A 14,151-nucleotide genomic window follows, 5' to 3' on the forward strand; every position below is an offset into this window, starting at 1 on the left:
TAAAAGCGATAGAAAGATGCGTTATTCACCGGAATCATTGCAGGCTTTTGTTCAAACGGTAGAAAGCGGCTCTTTTTCCGCCGCCGCACGGGCGCTGGGGAAAAGTCAGTCTACCGTTAGCGCGGCGATTGCTAATCTGGAAACCGATCTCGGTTTTCAACTTTTTCATCGTGAAGGGCGCGAGCCGGTATTAACCGAGGCGGGTATACGGGCGCTGCGCCGGGTTGAAGATATTCTCGCTGCCAGCCAGCGCCTGGATGAACTGGCGGTAAGGCTTTCGGGAGACGTTGAGCCACGTCTTAGCATGGCAGTTTCCGATTTCTGGCAGGCCGATCATCATGAACAGCTGCTGAAAGAGTTCGAGGTGCGTTATCCGCATATTGAACTGGAATGCATGCTTGCCGAAGATGAGGATGTGATCGAACTGCTGAAAAGCGGGCGCAGCCATCTCGGTGTTATTCGTGCGCAAAAGCAGCTTCCCGCGACGATCTCCGCCTCGCGGTTACAGATGCAGGCGCAGATGGAGATTTTTATTCATCGCAATCACCCGCTGGCTCATCAGATGACGGTTAGCCAGGTGGAACTGGAGCAGGTGCGCCAGCTAAAGCTCAATACCTGGGTTGGCAGAGAAAATATGTCACGTGGGCCGGTCTGGACCGCGCCCTCTTATTTACTGCTGCTGGAGATGGCGGAACTGGAATTTGGCTGGTCGATTCTGCCACGCTGGTTGGTAAAGCAGTTTGGACATGGCGTGCTGGTGACATTGCCGGTAGCGGGATGGCCGCAAAGCATCGCGCTAGAGGTGGTATGGTCAACGCGCACCCCGCCGGGGCCGGCAGGGCGCTGGATGATTGACCGATTATGCGCCCAGCGCGCCTAATCACGGCGGGCGATATCGACCAGGCTGGCGTTGAGCAACGTGGCCAGATCGCTGGCAGCCAGTTCAATATCCAGACCGCGCTTGCCGCCGGAGATAAAGATGGTTGGGAAAGTGGATGCCTGGTGATCAATCACCGTTGGCAGGCGTTTTTTCTGTCCCAGCGGGCTGATGCCGCCAACCAGATAGCCGGTTACGCGCTGTGCCAGCTGCGGATCGGCCATTTCGACTTTTTTTACGCCCAGCGCTTTAGCCACTTTTTTCAAATCCAGCTGGCTGGCTACCGGCGTTACCGCGACGGCAAGATGTTTATCGTCGCCGTTCAGCGCCACCAGCAAAGTTTTATATACCTGCTGTGGATCCAGATTAAGCTTGCGTACCACTTCGTCACCGAAGTTTGTCTCATGACTGTCATGTTCGTAAGGATGGAGAGTAAAAGGAATTTTGTTTTTTTCCAGCAGTTTTATTGCGGGTGTCATTGTATGTTCCTGACCATGTAAGCTTACAAATTGGTGAAAAATAGCGCTGGTGAAATGCCAGACTTTGAGAGAAAATCGCTTTTGCATTGGCAGTTCATCTGCTGATGAATAACCAAAATCATAAATAAATTCCTCTTTGACGGGCCGATAGCAATATTGGCCTTTTTTTTTATTTACGTCTCAGCAGCGCGGGTAAATTATTCTCGCCATACAGATGCAGCGCGCCGACCGCCACGACGTAACGCCCCGGCGGCAGAGCGCGTAGCTGTGTATCCCAGCGCTGGTTACGCTGATTCATTAGCACATCATTCAGTTCTGAACAGAAGGTAGTTGGCAGCGCCGGTCGATTCTGCTGCGGCGGCTTTTCCAGCCACCAGCTGATCATAGTCTGCAACAGGCGGGCATTGGTATGCCAGTGTTCCAGCGTATCGGCCAGCAGCGAGCCGCCATTTTCCGGCAGCATTTTCAACAGGTCGAGCTGTTCTCCCGCACCTTCAAGCTCAATAACGCGGCGGCCTTGGCTGTGAGCGGCCTGCAAAAGCTGATAGTCAATGCCGTAATCGGGACGTAAACCCAGCCTTTGCGCCTGCTGTGCCTGTAGCATCAGGGCTATTTGCCATGCGGGTAGCGGATCGAGCTGGGCGAGAGAGAGCTGAAACTCGTCGCACAGGTGACGCAGGCGTTGCAGCGTATCCGCATCCAGCCTTTCCGACAGCGGTGGCTGAGGTTCGCTGTAGTTAAATGGAGAAGCGCTGCCGGTAATATCTGCCTCAACGATCAGGGCATCAGCCGTTTCCAGCTTTTGCAGCAGCGCGGGCGGTAACGGCATCATATTTCGCGTTCCCATATGAATGCTTCCCACCAGGTGCAGCTGGCGCTGTCCCGGTAGCCAGATATCGGAAGCAGGCCAGCGGTAGTGCGTTGGCAGCAGCCTGTGGAACAGCGCCTTCAGGTTATACAGCCAGTTCTCCATTCTTCTATCCGTTTCCGCCCGTAAACATCTCATGCTAGCGGTTTCATTTACGGATGAACAGGTGAAAGCGCAGGACGTTATGCTTTTGGCGGCTGATAGCGCAGCAGGCGATTGGCATTGCTGACAACGGTTATTGAAGAAAGCGCCATCGCCGCCCCGGCAATCACCGGGCTGAGCAGCGTTCCCGTCAGTGGCCACAGCACACCCGCAGCGATGGGAATACCTAACGAGTTATAAACAAATGCACCGAGCAGATTCTGTTTCATATTACGCAGCGTTGCCTTAGCGATGGCTAACGCATCGACGACGCTGTGCAAATCATGGCGCATCAAAGTAATCGCGGCGGTTTCAATTGCCACATCGCTACCGCCGCCCATGGCGATACCGACGTCAGCCTGAGCCAGCGCAGGCGCATCGTTAATGCCGTCGCCAATCATCGCTACTTTATGCCCTGCCTGTTGCAGTTGCACGATTGCCTGCGCCTTACCATCCGGCAGTACGCCGGCGATAACCTGATCCAGCCCGGCTTCCCGTGCAATCGCCTTTGCGGTAATTTCGTTATCGCCGGTCAACATGATCAGCCGGTAGCCCAGCCCGTGCAAACGCTGTAACGCCCCGACGCTCTCTTCACGTAACGGATCGCGAATGGTCAGCAGTCCCGCCAGTTTGCCATCAACCGCAAGAAAAACCGGCGTGGCCCCCAGAGCCGCCTGCTCGTTGGCAAGTGCGGTTGCCTGGTCCGCCTCAATTTGCTGTTGAGCCAGCAGCGCGGCGTTGCCTAACAGCATCGATTTGCCTTCCAGCATTGCGCTCAGCCCCAGACCACGCAGGGTGCGTAACTGTACGCTTACTGGCAATACTGCGGTCTCTCCGGCGCGATCGCGAATGGCTTTTGCCAGCGGATGATTCGAACCCTGCTCCAGCGCCGCTGCCCAGCGAAGCACCTGCGTTTCACTAAAATCATTAAAGGCAACGATCTGCGTCACCTGTGGTGCGCCTTTAGTCAGGGTGCCGGTTTTATCAAATACCAGCGTATCCAGCTCGCTGGCGCGCTGTAAGGCATCCGCATCGCGTACCAGCACGCCAAACTCTGCCGCCCGTCCTACTCCCGCAATGATTGACATCGGCGTGGCCAGGCCAAGCGCACAGGGGCAGGCGATAATCAGTACCGTAGTGGCAATCACCAGCATATAAACCAGCGAAGGCTGCGGACCGAAGAAATACCAGACAGCGGCGCTGAACAGGGCGATCAGCACAACGGCAGGAACAAAAACGCTGGAAATACGGTCGGCTAACTGTCCGATGGCGGGCTTGCTGCTTTGCGCCTGACGCACCAGTTGAATAATACGCGACAGCGTGGTGTTTTTACCGATGGCGCTGGCCTGAAACAGGATACTGCCATCCTGCACCAGCGTACCGGCATGGATTGTCTCACCCTGCGATCGGTTTTGTGGGACGGGCTCGCCGGTCAGCATCGATTCATCGATCCAGGCTTCACCCTCGCTGATGGTGCCATCAACCGGGACGCGATCGCCTGCTACCAGCCGTAACGTCATGCCCAGCTGAACCTCACTGAGCGGTACGGAACGTTCGCCCTGTTCAGTAACTATACGCGCGCTAGCTGGCGTAAGATCCAGTAAGCGTTCCAGCGCGCGCGAAGAGCGCTGGCGAGCGCGTTGTTCCAGCGCATGACCCAAATTGATCAGGCCAATTATCATGGCGCTGGCTTCATAATAGAGATGGCGTGCCGCCGTCGGGAAGAAATCTGGCCACAGATTCACGCTGATAGAGTAGAGCCAGGCCGCCAGCGTGCCCAACGCCACCAGGGTATCCATCGTGGCGGAGCCGTTGCGCAGGCTGCGCCATGCGCTGCGGTAAAAATGCCCGCCAGCAACGATCATCACCAGCAGCGTCAGTATACCTACGGCCAGCCAGCCGCTGCGGTTGCTGGCGGTCAGCATCATATTATCGCCGAACAGACCGTAAATCATTAACGGTACGCCCAGCGCCAGCGCCAGGGCAGATTGCCAGCTAAAGCGGCGCATCGCCTGCTGGGCGCTAAGCTGTTGTTTTTCGCGCCGCTCGTTTTCGTCGCCAATGACTTCCGCGCCGTAGCCCGCATTAACTACGGCTGCGACTAACGCCTCCGGCTGTGGCGAACCAATAACCAGTGCGCTACGCTCAGCGAGATTGACGCGTGCCTGTTGCACGCCTTCAACCTGCGCCAACGCCTTTTCAACCCGACTTACGCAGCTGGCGCAGCTCATGCCGTCGATCAGCAGTTGATAGTTTTCCGCTGCGGCATCAGCCTGTGCCGGAAGCTGTGAATGATCCGCTGTCAGCGCTTCCGGCGTTGTCTCTGATTCTGTCAGCGGTTCAGGCTTTGGGCGTGAGCCTTCCTGGCGGCTGGCTGAATAACCCGCCTGCTCAACGGTGGCAATCAGTTCTTCCGCGCTGGCATCACCCGTTACCTGGGCCGCGTTTAGCGTCACTTCGGCCTGCTGAACGTCTGCACGTTGCTCCAGCGCTTCTTTAACGCGTTTAACACAGTGACCACAGGACAGGCCGTCCAGCGCCAGGTTGATGGTTTGTGACATAAACTCTCTCCTTTCTGCACGGGGCAGAATACCGTTTTGATGAAATCTAAGGTTAAACCTTCCCTCAAGGGGAAGGTCAAGTTTTCGTGCACGGTTTTTAAAATGGAGGCAGAATTAAACCTTATTAATAAGGTACACAGAATTAATAATGTGGTGCAGATCGCGTTTGCCTGACGCAACTGAAATTCAAAAGTTAACTGTTTCGGGTATTTATAAATCACGTTATAACTGGGCCTCGGCAGTTTGCTCTGTCGAACCTGTAACGTCAGGCTGTCCATAATCAACCGAAGGGGGATATCATGAACATTAGCGATGTGGCAAAAAAAACCGGTCTGACCAGCAAGGCAATCCGTTTTTATGAAGAGAAGGGGTTAGTTACACCACCGCTACGCAGTGAAAACGGCTATCGCAGCTACACGGCCCGTCACCTTGAAGAGTTAACGTTGCTGCGTCAGGCTCGTCAGGTTGGTTTCAATCTGGATGAGTGCCGGGAACTGGTGCTGCTGTTTAACAATCCCGCGCGTCACAGCGCCGATGTTAAAGCCCGAACCTTACGAAAAGTAAAAGAAATTGAAGCACATATTTATGAGCTGAACCTGATGCGTGAACGGCTGCTGGCGCTGGCGGAAAGCTGTCCTGGCGATGACAGTGCAGATTGCCCGATTATTAATAACCTGGCCGGTTGCTGCCACAGCGAAAAGCGTTAGCAACCAGCGGCAGGCTTTATCAAAAAGCGATTAGCGTTCGGTGTGTTCAGGAATTTGCGGTGCGATACGCAGGGTCACACCTTCGAGACTCACTACCACTACTCGCGTTCCGGCAGGCAGATCTTGCTGCGCCTGCACGCGCCAGCTGCCATCACCAATACGAACGTGTCCCAGCCCGTTGCTCAGGTTCTCTGTTAGCGTCAACGTCATACCGACCATCTGTAACGCGCGCTGATTCAGTAAGGCATCCGGGCATCGCTGACGTTTTGTCAGCCAGCGATACCAGAGGAAAACGGCAATCAGGGTTAGCAGAGCGAAGAGCACCCCCTGCATCTCCCATGAGAACGGAAACGCCCAGCACGCAAGACCAACGCTAAGCGCGGCGATGCCGCTCCACAGTAAATAGCCGTTAGTGCCCAGCATCTCAGCAATTAACAGCAGACCGCCTAACGTCAGCCAGAACCAGTGTGGGTGGCTTACGAAAGCGTCCAGCATTATCTGTCGCCCCGCGTTGTCTTACTTTCGTTCAGTAGCTCGCTGATACCGGCGACAGAACCCATAATACTGGTGGCATCCAGCGGCATCAGTACAACTTTACTGTTATTAGCGGCCCCGATCGCCTGCAGAGCATCCGTATATTTCTGCGCGACAAAGTAGTTTATCGCCTGAACGTTACCTACTGAAATGGCTTCTGAAACCATTTGAGTAGCGCGTGCTTCCGCTTCCGCTTCGCGCTCGCGAGCTTCAGCCTGCAGGAAGGCCGCCTGACGATCGCCCTCTGCTTTTAATATTTCAGACTGTTTTTCGCCTTCGGCACGTAAAATGGCCGCCTGACGGATACCTTCCGCCGCCAGAATATCGGCACGCTTGGTACGTTCCGCTTTCATCTGTGCGTTCATGGCCGCGATTAGCTCCTGCGGCGGGCGCACATCGCGAATTTCAATACGCGTTACCTTTACACCCCAGGGATTGGTCGCTTCATCAACGATATGCAGCAGACGGGTATTAATGCTGTCGCGCTGTGACAACATCTCGTCCAGTTCCATAGAACCAAGTACGGTACGAATGTTGGTCATCGTCAGATTAATAATTGCCAGCTCTAAATTACTGACTTCATAGGCGGCACGCGCCGGATCGATAACCTGAATAAAGCAGACGGCATCGATAGTGACATTAGCGTTATCTTTCGAAATAACTTCCTGTGAAGGTACGTCCAGTACCTGCTCCATCATATTAATTTTTCGACCGACACGATCCATGAAGGGAACAACAAGATTAAGGCCGGGCTGTAGCGTTTTGGTATAGCGTCCAAAACGTTCAACGGTCCACTGATAGCCCTGTGGTACAATTTTTACCCCTGACCAGACAATAATTAACGCGACAACAATAAGCACGGGAACAACGGCGAACATATAACCTCCAGACTGTTTTAAAACGGGCCCTTCCCGAGCCCGTTCTGCTGCTGATTAGTAGAGCAGGGAGTATAACAGGCGGCGGTATTTGGCCGCTAATGCGTCGCCGGTACCCAGCGCCGCCAGAATTTCCTGCAGCATTTTACGCGCCTGACCATCTGCTGCATTTAAATCCGTTTTCAGATGCGTATAAAGCAGCTCCAGCGCCTCTTCGTTACGCCCGACCTGATGTAGCTGTAAAGCCAGTTTGCTGGCCAGTTCGGCATTCCCCGGATCGCTTTCCAGCTGCTGCTGCAATTGCTGAATCTCTGGCGTATCTGCTGCCTGTTTCAACAGATCGATCTGCGCCATCAGGCCCTGATAACGCGTATCCTGGTCCTGTAACGGCACGGCTTTTAATACCGTTTCTGCTTCGTCGCTGCGATTAAGATTAATTAACGCTTCAGCCAGCAGAAAACCTATTTCGCTCGACTGGTTGCTGAGCTGCCAGGCCTCTTTCAACAGCGGCAGCGCTTCCAGGTGTTTGCCCTGCTGCATCAGTTCCAGCGCCTGCTGCGCTTTCAGTTCTTCTTCACGCGGCAGCACTTTTTGCAGCAGCGCGCGGATGGCCTCTTCCGGCTGCGGCCCCTGGAAACCATCTACCGGTTGACCGTTCTGGAAAAGATAAACGGTAGGGATAGCGCGCAGGCCAAACTGTGAAGCCACCATTGGCTCATTATCACAATCGAGCTTCGCCAGTACAAATTGTCCTGCGTATTCCTGTGCCAGTCGTTCCAGAACCGGTGTCAGTTGCTGGCAGTGCTGGCTACGATCGGACCAGAAATAAAACAGCACCGGCACCGTCATGGATTGTTCCAGCGCCTGCTGCAGGTTGGATTCGTTAATATCAATAATCGAAGCGTGTAGTGACATGTCTGGGTCTCTTTGTCTGATGACGTTGTTACGATATTGGGGCGTTGTACTCTGCTTCAAGCTAAATTTGCCTTGCTGCGCTAGTTACCGCGTAAAATGCGATCCAGCATCCAGCCGGGCAGCAAGCGGCGCAGCCAACTCATAACGTGCGCGACCAGCGTCACAGGATAACGCAGTCGTGGATGACGGCTTTCCAGCGCGTGGCGTAGCTTAGGCAAAATCGCTTCCGGTGGCAGAGTAAAACGCGCCGCGATGCCTGGGTTTTTCACTGGCTTATCGCGCTGCGTTTGATTTACGTTAGCGGTGAAGTGAGTATGTATAGGGCCCGGCTCGATCAGGCTGACCTTAACGCCGCTGCCGTGCAGCTCCATACGTAAAGTATCGCTCCAGGCTTCCAGCGCATATTTGCTGGCGGCATAGGCACCGCGCCCGGGTGTGGCAATCAGCCCCATCACCGAACTGGTGTTGATAATCCTCGCTTCGCCGCTGGCGCGTAGCGCAGGCAGCAACAGCATCGTTAGCTGGTGGGTGCCGAACAGGTTGCTGGCGAACTGTTGCTCCAGCTGCTGGCGTGAAATGGTGGTTAGCGGACCATAAAGGCCATAGCCAGCATTGTTAAATAGCCCATAAAGGCGGTTCCCGGTTAGTGAAATTACCTGCTGCGCTGCCTGTATTACGCTCTCTTCATCGTCTAAATCGAGCTGAATGCCGCAAAAGCCCAGCGAATTCATACGTTCTACGTCTGCTGCTTTACGACAGGCGGCCAGTACGCGATAGCCGCGCATCAACAGATCCTGTGCGGCGATCAGCCCAATGCCGCTGGAGCAACCGGTAATTAACACGTTTTTTTGCATAACTTTACGTCTCTGGCTTCTTTGCCGTTTATGATTCTATGAGCCGTGCTTAACGACAGGCGACAGCGCCTGATCCATCAGCTCGGTAATAAAGCCCTGCGCGTCGGGCGCAGGATGAATGCCGTCCTGCTGCATCCATTGGGGTTTTAAGTAAACCTGCTCCATAAAGAAAGGCACCAGCGGAATAGCATACTGCTGAGCCAGTTTGGGATAGATAGCGCTGAACGATTCGGTATAGCGGCGGCCATAATTGGCGGGCAGGCGAATCTGCATCAGCAGCGGCTCGGCGTTAGCGGCCTGCACCGTAGTGATGATTTTGCGCAAATCCTGTTCAATATTTTGCGGCGGGAAGCCGCGCAGCCCATCATTGCCACCCAGCTCGATAAGCACCCAGCGCGGCTTATGCTGTTGCAGCAACGCGGGCAGGCGTGCCAGTCCCTGAGCCGAGGTGTCACCGCTGATGCTGCCGTTTACTACCTGCGGCTGTTGCTGCCATTTTTTATCCAGCAGCGCAGGCCAGGCCGCATCGGCAGACATTCGATAGCCCGCGCTCAAACTGTCGCCCAGCACCAGCAAGGTATCTGCCGAGGCCACGCGCGTCAGCAGCAGCAATAACAACAGGAAGGGATAATGCCAGCGGAAAACATTGTTGAAGTTCATCATCTTACTAAATCCGTCGGTGAAGGAGAGCATCAGTTGTTCATCCTTACCGGAGTTGAGCTGGTTGTCAAACCGGGGCAGAGTATCGCCCTGATTGGCGAGTCCGGTTCCGGTAAATCAACGCTGCTGGGGATTCTGGCCGGGCTGGATGACGGCAGCAGCGGTGAAGTGTGGCTCTGCGGGCAGCCGTTAACGCAGATGAACGAGGAGCAGCGCGCCGCACTGCGCGCTCGCCATGTCGGCTTCGTTTTCCAGTCATTTATGCTGGTGCCTACCCTGAACGCACTGGAAAACGTACAGCTACCGGCCCTGCTACGTGGTGAAGCAGAAAAGCAGAGCCGCGAACAGGCGCTGGCTTTACTGACAGAGCTTGGGCTGGGGAAACGTCTGCATCATTTGCCGAGCCAGCTTTCCGGCGGTGAACAGCAACGGGTGGCACTGGCGCGCGCCTTTAACGGACGTCCCGATGTGCTGTTTGCCGATGAGCCGACTGGTAATCTCGATCGTCAAACCGGCGATCGCATTGCCGATCTGCTGTTTTCAATGAATCGCGACAGCGCGACCACCCTGATTCTGGTTACCCATGATGCACAACTGGCGGCGCGCTGCGATCGCCGTCTGCGCGTGCGCGACGGCAAGCTGTGGGAGGAAGCATGATCTGGCGCTGGTTCTGGCGCGAGTGGCGATCGCCCTCGCTGCTGATCGTCTGGCTGGCGCTAACGCTCTCCGTCGCCTGCGTGCTGGCATTAGGCACGCTTGGCGATCGAATGGAGAAGGGCCTGGCGCAGCAGAGCCGTGAATTTATGGCGGGCGATCGCACTCTGCGTAGCACTTATCCCGTGCCTCAGGCATGGCTGGATGAGGCGCAGCGGCTTGGGCTAAAAACTTCCGCTCAGCTTAGCTTTATGACGATGACTTTTGCTGGCGATACACCGCAGCTGGCGTCGATTAAGGCGGTGGACAATGCGTGGCCGATGTTTGGCGCGCTGCGCAGCGATCCGCCGGATCTCAAACCCGCTCCCGGTAGCGTACTGCTGGCACCGCGGTTGATGGCGCTGCTCGGCGTGAAGCCTGGTGATGAACTGGAGGTGGGTGACGCTACGCTGCGTATTGCCGGTACGATTCTACAGGAACCGGATGCCGGGTTTAATCCATTTCAGACCGCGCCCCGGTTGTTAATGAACCTGGCGGATATCAGTAAAACTGGCGCAGTCCAGCCAGGCAGCCGAACGACCTGGTTTTATAAATTTGCCGGTGACGCGGAAGCGTTGGGGCACTATGACGCCTGGATTACGCCCCGACTGAAAACCGATCAGCGCTGGCTCAGCGTGGAAAACTCGGAGGATGCGCCATCACGTACGATGCAACGTGCGCAGCAGTTTTTATTGTTGTCGGCGCTGTTAACGCTGCTGCTGGCAATAGCGGCGGTAGCGGTAGCAATGAACCATTACTGCCGTAGCCGGTACGATCTGGTGGCGGTACTGAAAACGCTAGGAGCCAGCGGCAGTGCGCTACGTAAGCTGATTATCGGGCAGTGGCTGGCGGTGCTGCTGCTGGCAGCGCTGGCTGGCAGTGCGCTGGGGGCGGGTTTCGAAGCGCTGCTGCTGAAGATGTTGCGTCCGCTCCTGCCGGGCGATCTGCCTGACGCTGGGATCTGGCCTTGGCTGTGGGCACTGGGCGCACTGTTTATCATTTCGCTGCTGGTAGGATTGCGTCCTTATCGTCTGTTGTTGGCAACACAGCCGCTGCGGGTGCTGCGTCAGGATGCTGTCGCGCCGGTCTGGCCGCTGCGTTACTATCTGCCGGTGATGGCGCTGGTGGTGGTGGCGTTACTGTTATTGCTGGTGGGTAACAGCAAGCTGCTCTGGGCATTACTGGGCGGTATTGTACTGCTGGCGCTGCTGCTGGCTGCGTTAGGCTGGGGAGCGTTACAGCTGCTGGGGCGCTTCAGGCCACGCGGTCTGGCGCTGCGGCTGGCGGTAAATCGCCTGCTGCGCCAGCCCTGGACAACGTTGAGCCAGCTGGCCGCCTTCTCGCTCTCTTTTATGCTGCTGGCTTTGCTGCTGGTACTGCGCGGCGATCTGCTGGATCGCTGGCAACAGCAATTACCTGCCGATAGCCCTAACTACTTTTTACTGAATATCAGCCGCGAGCAGGTGCCGGAGGTAGAACGTTTTCTGCAACAGCATCAGATATCGCCCGGCACCTTTTACCCTGTTGCCCGCGTGCGCCTGACGGAGATCAATCACCAGGCGGTCGATCCGCGTATGGATAATGCGCTTAACCGCGAGCTGAATTTAACCTCGCTGGCGCAGCGCCCTGAACATAACCCGTTAGTTAAAGGAAGCTGGCCGCCACAGATGGGCGAAGTCTCTATGGAAGTTGAGCTGGCAGGGCGGCTGGGCGTGAAGTTAGGTGATACGCTGACCTTTACCGGCGATACGCAGCAGTTCAGCGCCAAAATCAGTAGCTTGCGCAAAGTAGACTGGGAGAGCTTACGGCCTAACTTCTTCTTTATTTTTCCGCCGGGAGCGCTGGATGAACAACCACAAACCTGGCTAACCAGTTTCCGGTTTGATGGGCATAACGACGTGCTGGCACGGCTCAACCGGGCGTTTCCTACGCTCAGCCTGCTCGATATCGGTGCGATGCTAAGCCAAATTGGTCAGATACTGGCTCAGGTCAGCCAGGCGCTGGAGGTCATGGTGGTTCTGGTCACCGTTTGCGGTTTATTGCTGCTGCTGGCTCAGATTCAGGTTGGCATGCGTCAGCGCCGCCAGGAGCTGATCGTCTACCGGACGCTGGGGGCAGGTAAAAAGCTGCTGCGTACCACCCTGTGGTGTGAATTTGCTTTATTAGGGATTGTGGCAGGAACGGCGGCGGCGCTGGGAGCAGAAGCGGCGTTGTGGGGATTGCAGCGTAAAGTGTTCGATTTCCCCTGGCAACCCGATTACCGGCTATGGCTGGCATTGCCGCTGAGCGGGGCATTGCTGCTCTCGCTATGTGGCGGCTGGCTCGGTATCCGGCTGTTGCACGGCAGGGCGTTATTTCGTCATTTTTGAAAATGTCTGTCCGCCGGGTGCGGACAGACAGACTTTGTTAGCGCAGCGTATTCTGCGCCCAGGCGATGCCGCTGGCATATTCCGGCGGCAGCATGGGCACTAACGCTGCCAGCGCCGTATTAAGACGTGCCTTATCCGTATCGCTCAGGTTGAGATGACCGACTTTACGTCCAGGACGTACCTCTTTTTCATACCAGTGCAGATGGACCAGCGGTTCGCTAAGCCACTCTGTATTCATCTCTGTGCCGATCAGGTTAACCATCACTGAAGGGGCATTTACTACCGGCACCGGTAATGGCAGATTGAGAATGGCACGCAGGTGTAGTTCAAACTGGCTGATGGACGCACCGTTTTGCGTCCAGTGTCCGCTGTTATGCACCCGTGGTGCCAGTTCATTAATCAGCAGGCCTTCCGGTACGATAAAGCACTCCATCGCCATTACGCCGACATAGTTTAGCTCGTGCATAATGGCGCTGAGCATCTGCTCCGCCTGCTGCTGTAGGGCGTAATTCGGCTGCGGCAACGCAACGCTGGTGCGTAAAATTCCTTCCTGATGCAGATTGTGCGTTAGCGGATAAAATACCGTGCTGCCGTCATGTCCACGAGCGCCAACCAGCGAAACTTCGCCAGAAAATTTAATGCCTTGCTCAACAATACATTCGCCATAACACTCCGCCGGTAGCGTGGCGGTTTCCGTCGCGCGCAGACGCCACTGACCGCGACCATCATAGCCACCGGTACGGCGCTTAACGATTGCCAGCTCGCCCAGTCGGGTAAAAACCTGCGGCCACTCGTCAGCAGAAGCGAGCAGCTGCCAGGGCGCAGTCGCCAGATCCAGCCGATCGAGCAGCTGTTTTTGTGTCAGACGATCGGCAAGTAGCGGAAAAATGTCCCGATTAACAAACGCGGTATGACGCGCCAGTTCGCGGGTCAGCGCCGTTTCCGGCCAACGTTCGATTTCGGCGGTGATTACGCTTTGCTGAATCGGCAGCGCCTCGGGTTCTGCATCAAGCCCAACCGGATAAACCGCGATACCCAGCGGCTCACCCGCCTGACGCAGCATCCGCCCCAGCTGCCCGTTTCCTAATACGCATACCGGCTTCATGCTTCCTCCCGCGGATCTGGATTATTTAAAACTTCATCCGTCTGCGCCTGGCGCCAGGCAGTAAGGCGCGCCGCCAGCTCCGCATCATGAATAGCCAGAATCTGCGCCGCCAGCAGAGCGGCGTTGGCCGCGCCCGCTTTACCAATCGCCAGCGTCCCTACCGGAATGCCGCGTGGCATCTGCACAATAGAATAAAGGCTATCGACGCCGCTCAGCGCCGCGCTTTGTACCGGTACACCTAACACTGGCACCAGTGTTTTTGCCGCCAGCATGCCCGGCAGATGCGCCGCGCCGCCAGCACCGGCGATAATTACCTGAAAACCGTTCTCTGCCGCGCTTTCGGCAAAGCTGAACAGTTTATCCGGCGTGCGGTGCGCAGAAACGATTTCAACATGAAAGGGAACGGATAACGCGGTAAGGATTTCCGCAGCGAACTGCATAGTGGCCCAGTCACTTTTCGAACCCATGACGATGGCGATGCGGATCGGGGCGGCGTTAAGAGACATGCGGATC

The 14,151-nt window shown here is 56.0% G+C and carries 14 protein-coding genes; 4 read left to right on the plus strand and 10 right to left on the minus strand.

Features of this window, described 5'->3' with window-relative positions; translation table 11 throughout:
• Positions 1-16 precede the first annotated feature (16 nt).
• Positions 17-880: a LysR family transcriptional regulator gene (locus tag C7M51_RS02235; RefSeq protein WP_160620114.1), complete on the plus strand. Its 864-nt coding sequence runs from the start codon at positions 17-19 to the stop codon at positions 878-880.
• Here the strand turns inward: C7M51_RS02235 and ybaK are convergent.
• The 3 genes from ybaK to copA form a co-directional block, all read right to left on the minus strand.
• Positions 877-1,356 carry a Cys-tRNA(Pro)/Cys-tRNA(Cys) deacylase YbaK gene (gene ybaK / locus C7M51_RS02240; protein ID WP_160620116.1) on the minus strand — a complete coding sequence of 160 codons (480 nt, stop codon included), beginning with the start codon at positions 1,354-1,356 and terminating at the stop codon, positions 877-879. The genes C7M51_RS02235 and ybaK overlap by 4 nt on opposite strands.
• 169 nt (positions 1,357-1,525) lie before the next feature.
• Complete coding sequence (locus C7M51_RS02245) at positions 1,526-2,329, minus strand: TraB/GumN family protein (RefSeq protein WP_160620118.1); 804 nt, start codon at positions 2,327-2,329, stop codon at positions 1,526-1,528.
• Between the two features lie 77 nt (positions 2,330-2,406).
• Positions 2,407-4,926, minus strand: a complete 2,520-nt coding sequence (gene copA / locus C7M51_RS02250; protein ID WP_160620120.1) for a copper-exporting P-type ATPase CopA — start codon at positions 4,924-4,926, stop codon at positions 2,407-2,409.
• Between the two features lie 299 nt (positions 4,927-5,225).
• On the opposite strand from copA, the gene cueR reads away from it, so the two are divergent.
• Positions 5,226-5,633, plus strand: a complete 408-nt coding sequence (cueR, locus tag C7M51_RS02255; protein WP_160620122.1) for a Cu(I)-responsive transcriptional regulator — start codon at positions 5,226-5,228, stop codon at positions 5,631-5,633.
• 30 nt (positions 5,634-5,663) lie between these two features.
• Here the strand turns inward: cueR and C7M51_RS02260 are convergent, their stop codons facing one another.
• The 5 genes from C7M51_RS02260 to tesA form a co-directional block, all read right to left on the minus strand.
• Positions 5,664-6,128, minus strand: a complete 465-nt coding sequence (locus tag C7M51_RS02260; RefSeq protein ID WP_160620124.1) for an NfeD family protein — start codon at positions 6,126-6,128, stop codon at positions 5,664-5,666.
• Positions 6,128-7,045, minus strand: coding sequence for an SPFH domain-containing protein (locus tag C7M51_RS02265; protein WP_160620126.1), 918 nt, complete (start codon positions 7,043-7,045; stop codon positions 6,128-6,130). Before C7M51_RS02265 ends, C7M51_RS02260 begins: the two co-directional genes overlap by 1 nt.
• Before the next feature lie 54 nt (positions 7,046-7,099).
• Entirely contained in the window at positions 7,100-7,957 is an 858-nt protein-coding gene (locus tag C7M51_RS02270; RefSeq protein WP_160620128.1) for a thioredoxin family protein, read from the minus strand.
• Positions 7,958-8,037: 80 nt separating this feature from the next.
• Complete coding sequence (locus C7M51_RS02275) at positions 8,038-8,811, minus strand: SDR family oxidoreductase (RefSeq protein WP_160620130.1); 774 nt, start codon at positions 8,809-8,811, stop codon at positions 8,038-8,040.
• A gap of 36 nt (positions 8,812-8,847) precedes the next feature.
• A complete protein-coding gene (tesA, locus tag C7M51_RS02280; RefSeq protein ID WP_160620132.1) occupies positions 8,848-9,474 on the minus strand; it encodes a multifunctional acyl-CoA thioesterase I/protease I/lysophospholipase L1 in 627 nt (208 codons plus the stop codon).
• On the opposite strand from tesA, the gene ybbA reads away from it, so the two are divergent.
• Positions 9,442-10,128: a putative ABC transporter ATP-binding protein YbbA gene (gene ybbA / locus C7M51_RS02285; RefSeq protein WP_160620133.1), complete on the plus strand. Its 687-nt coding sequence runs from the start codon at positions 9,442-9,444 to the stop codon at positions 10,126-10,128. The genes tesA and ybbA overlap by 33 nt on opposite strands.
• Complete coding sequence (gene ybbP / locus C7M51_RS02290) at positions 10,125-12,533, plus strand: putative ABC transporter permease subunit YbbP (protein WP_160620135.1); 2,409 nt, start codon at positions 10,125-10,127, stop codon at positions 12,531-12,533. The genes ybbA and ybbP overlap by 4 nt, the downstream gene beginning before the upstream one ends.
• A 37-nt stretch (positions 12,534-12,570) precedes the next feature.
• Here ybbP and purK read toward each other — a convergent pair whose 3' ends face one another.
• Together purK and purE are read right to left on the minus strand one after the other, a co-directional pair.
• On the minus strand, positions 12,571-13,638 hold the full coding sequence (gene purK / locus C7M51_RS02295) for a 5-(carboxyamino)imidazole ribonucleotide synthase (protein ID WP_160620137.1): 1,068 nt from the start codon (positions 13,636-13,638) through the stop codon (positions 12,571-12,573).
• Positions 13,635-14,144, minus strand: a complete 510-nt coding sequence (gene purE, locus C7M51_RS02300) for a 5-(carboxyamino)imidazole ribonucleotide mutase (RefSeq protein ID WP_160620139.1) — start codon at positions 14,142-14,144, stop codon at positions 13,635-13,637. The genes purK and purE overlap by 4 nt, the downstream gene beginning before the upstream one ends.
• Positions 14,145-14,151 lie beyond the last annotated feature (7 nt).

The organism is Mixta intestinalis, from assembly GCF_009914055.1.
GTDB classification, from domain to species: Bacteria; Pseudomonadota; Gammaproteobacteria; order Enterobacterales; family Enterobacteriaceae; genus Mixta; species Mixta intestinalis.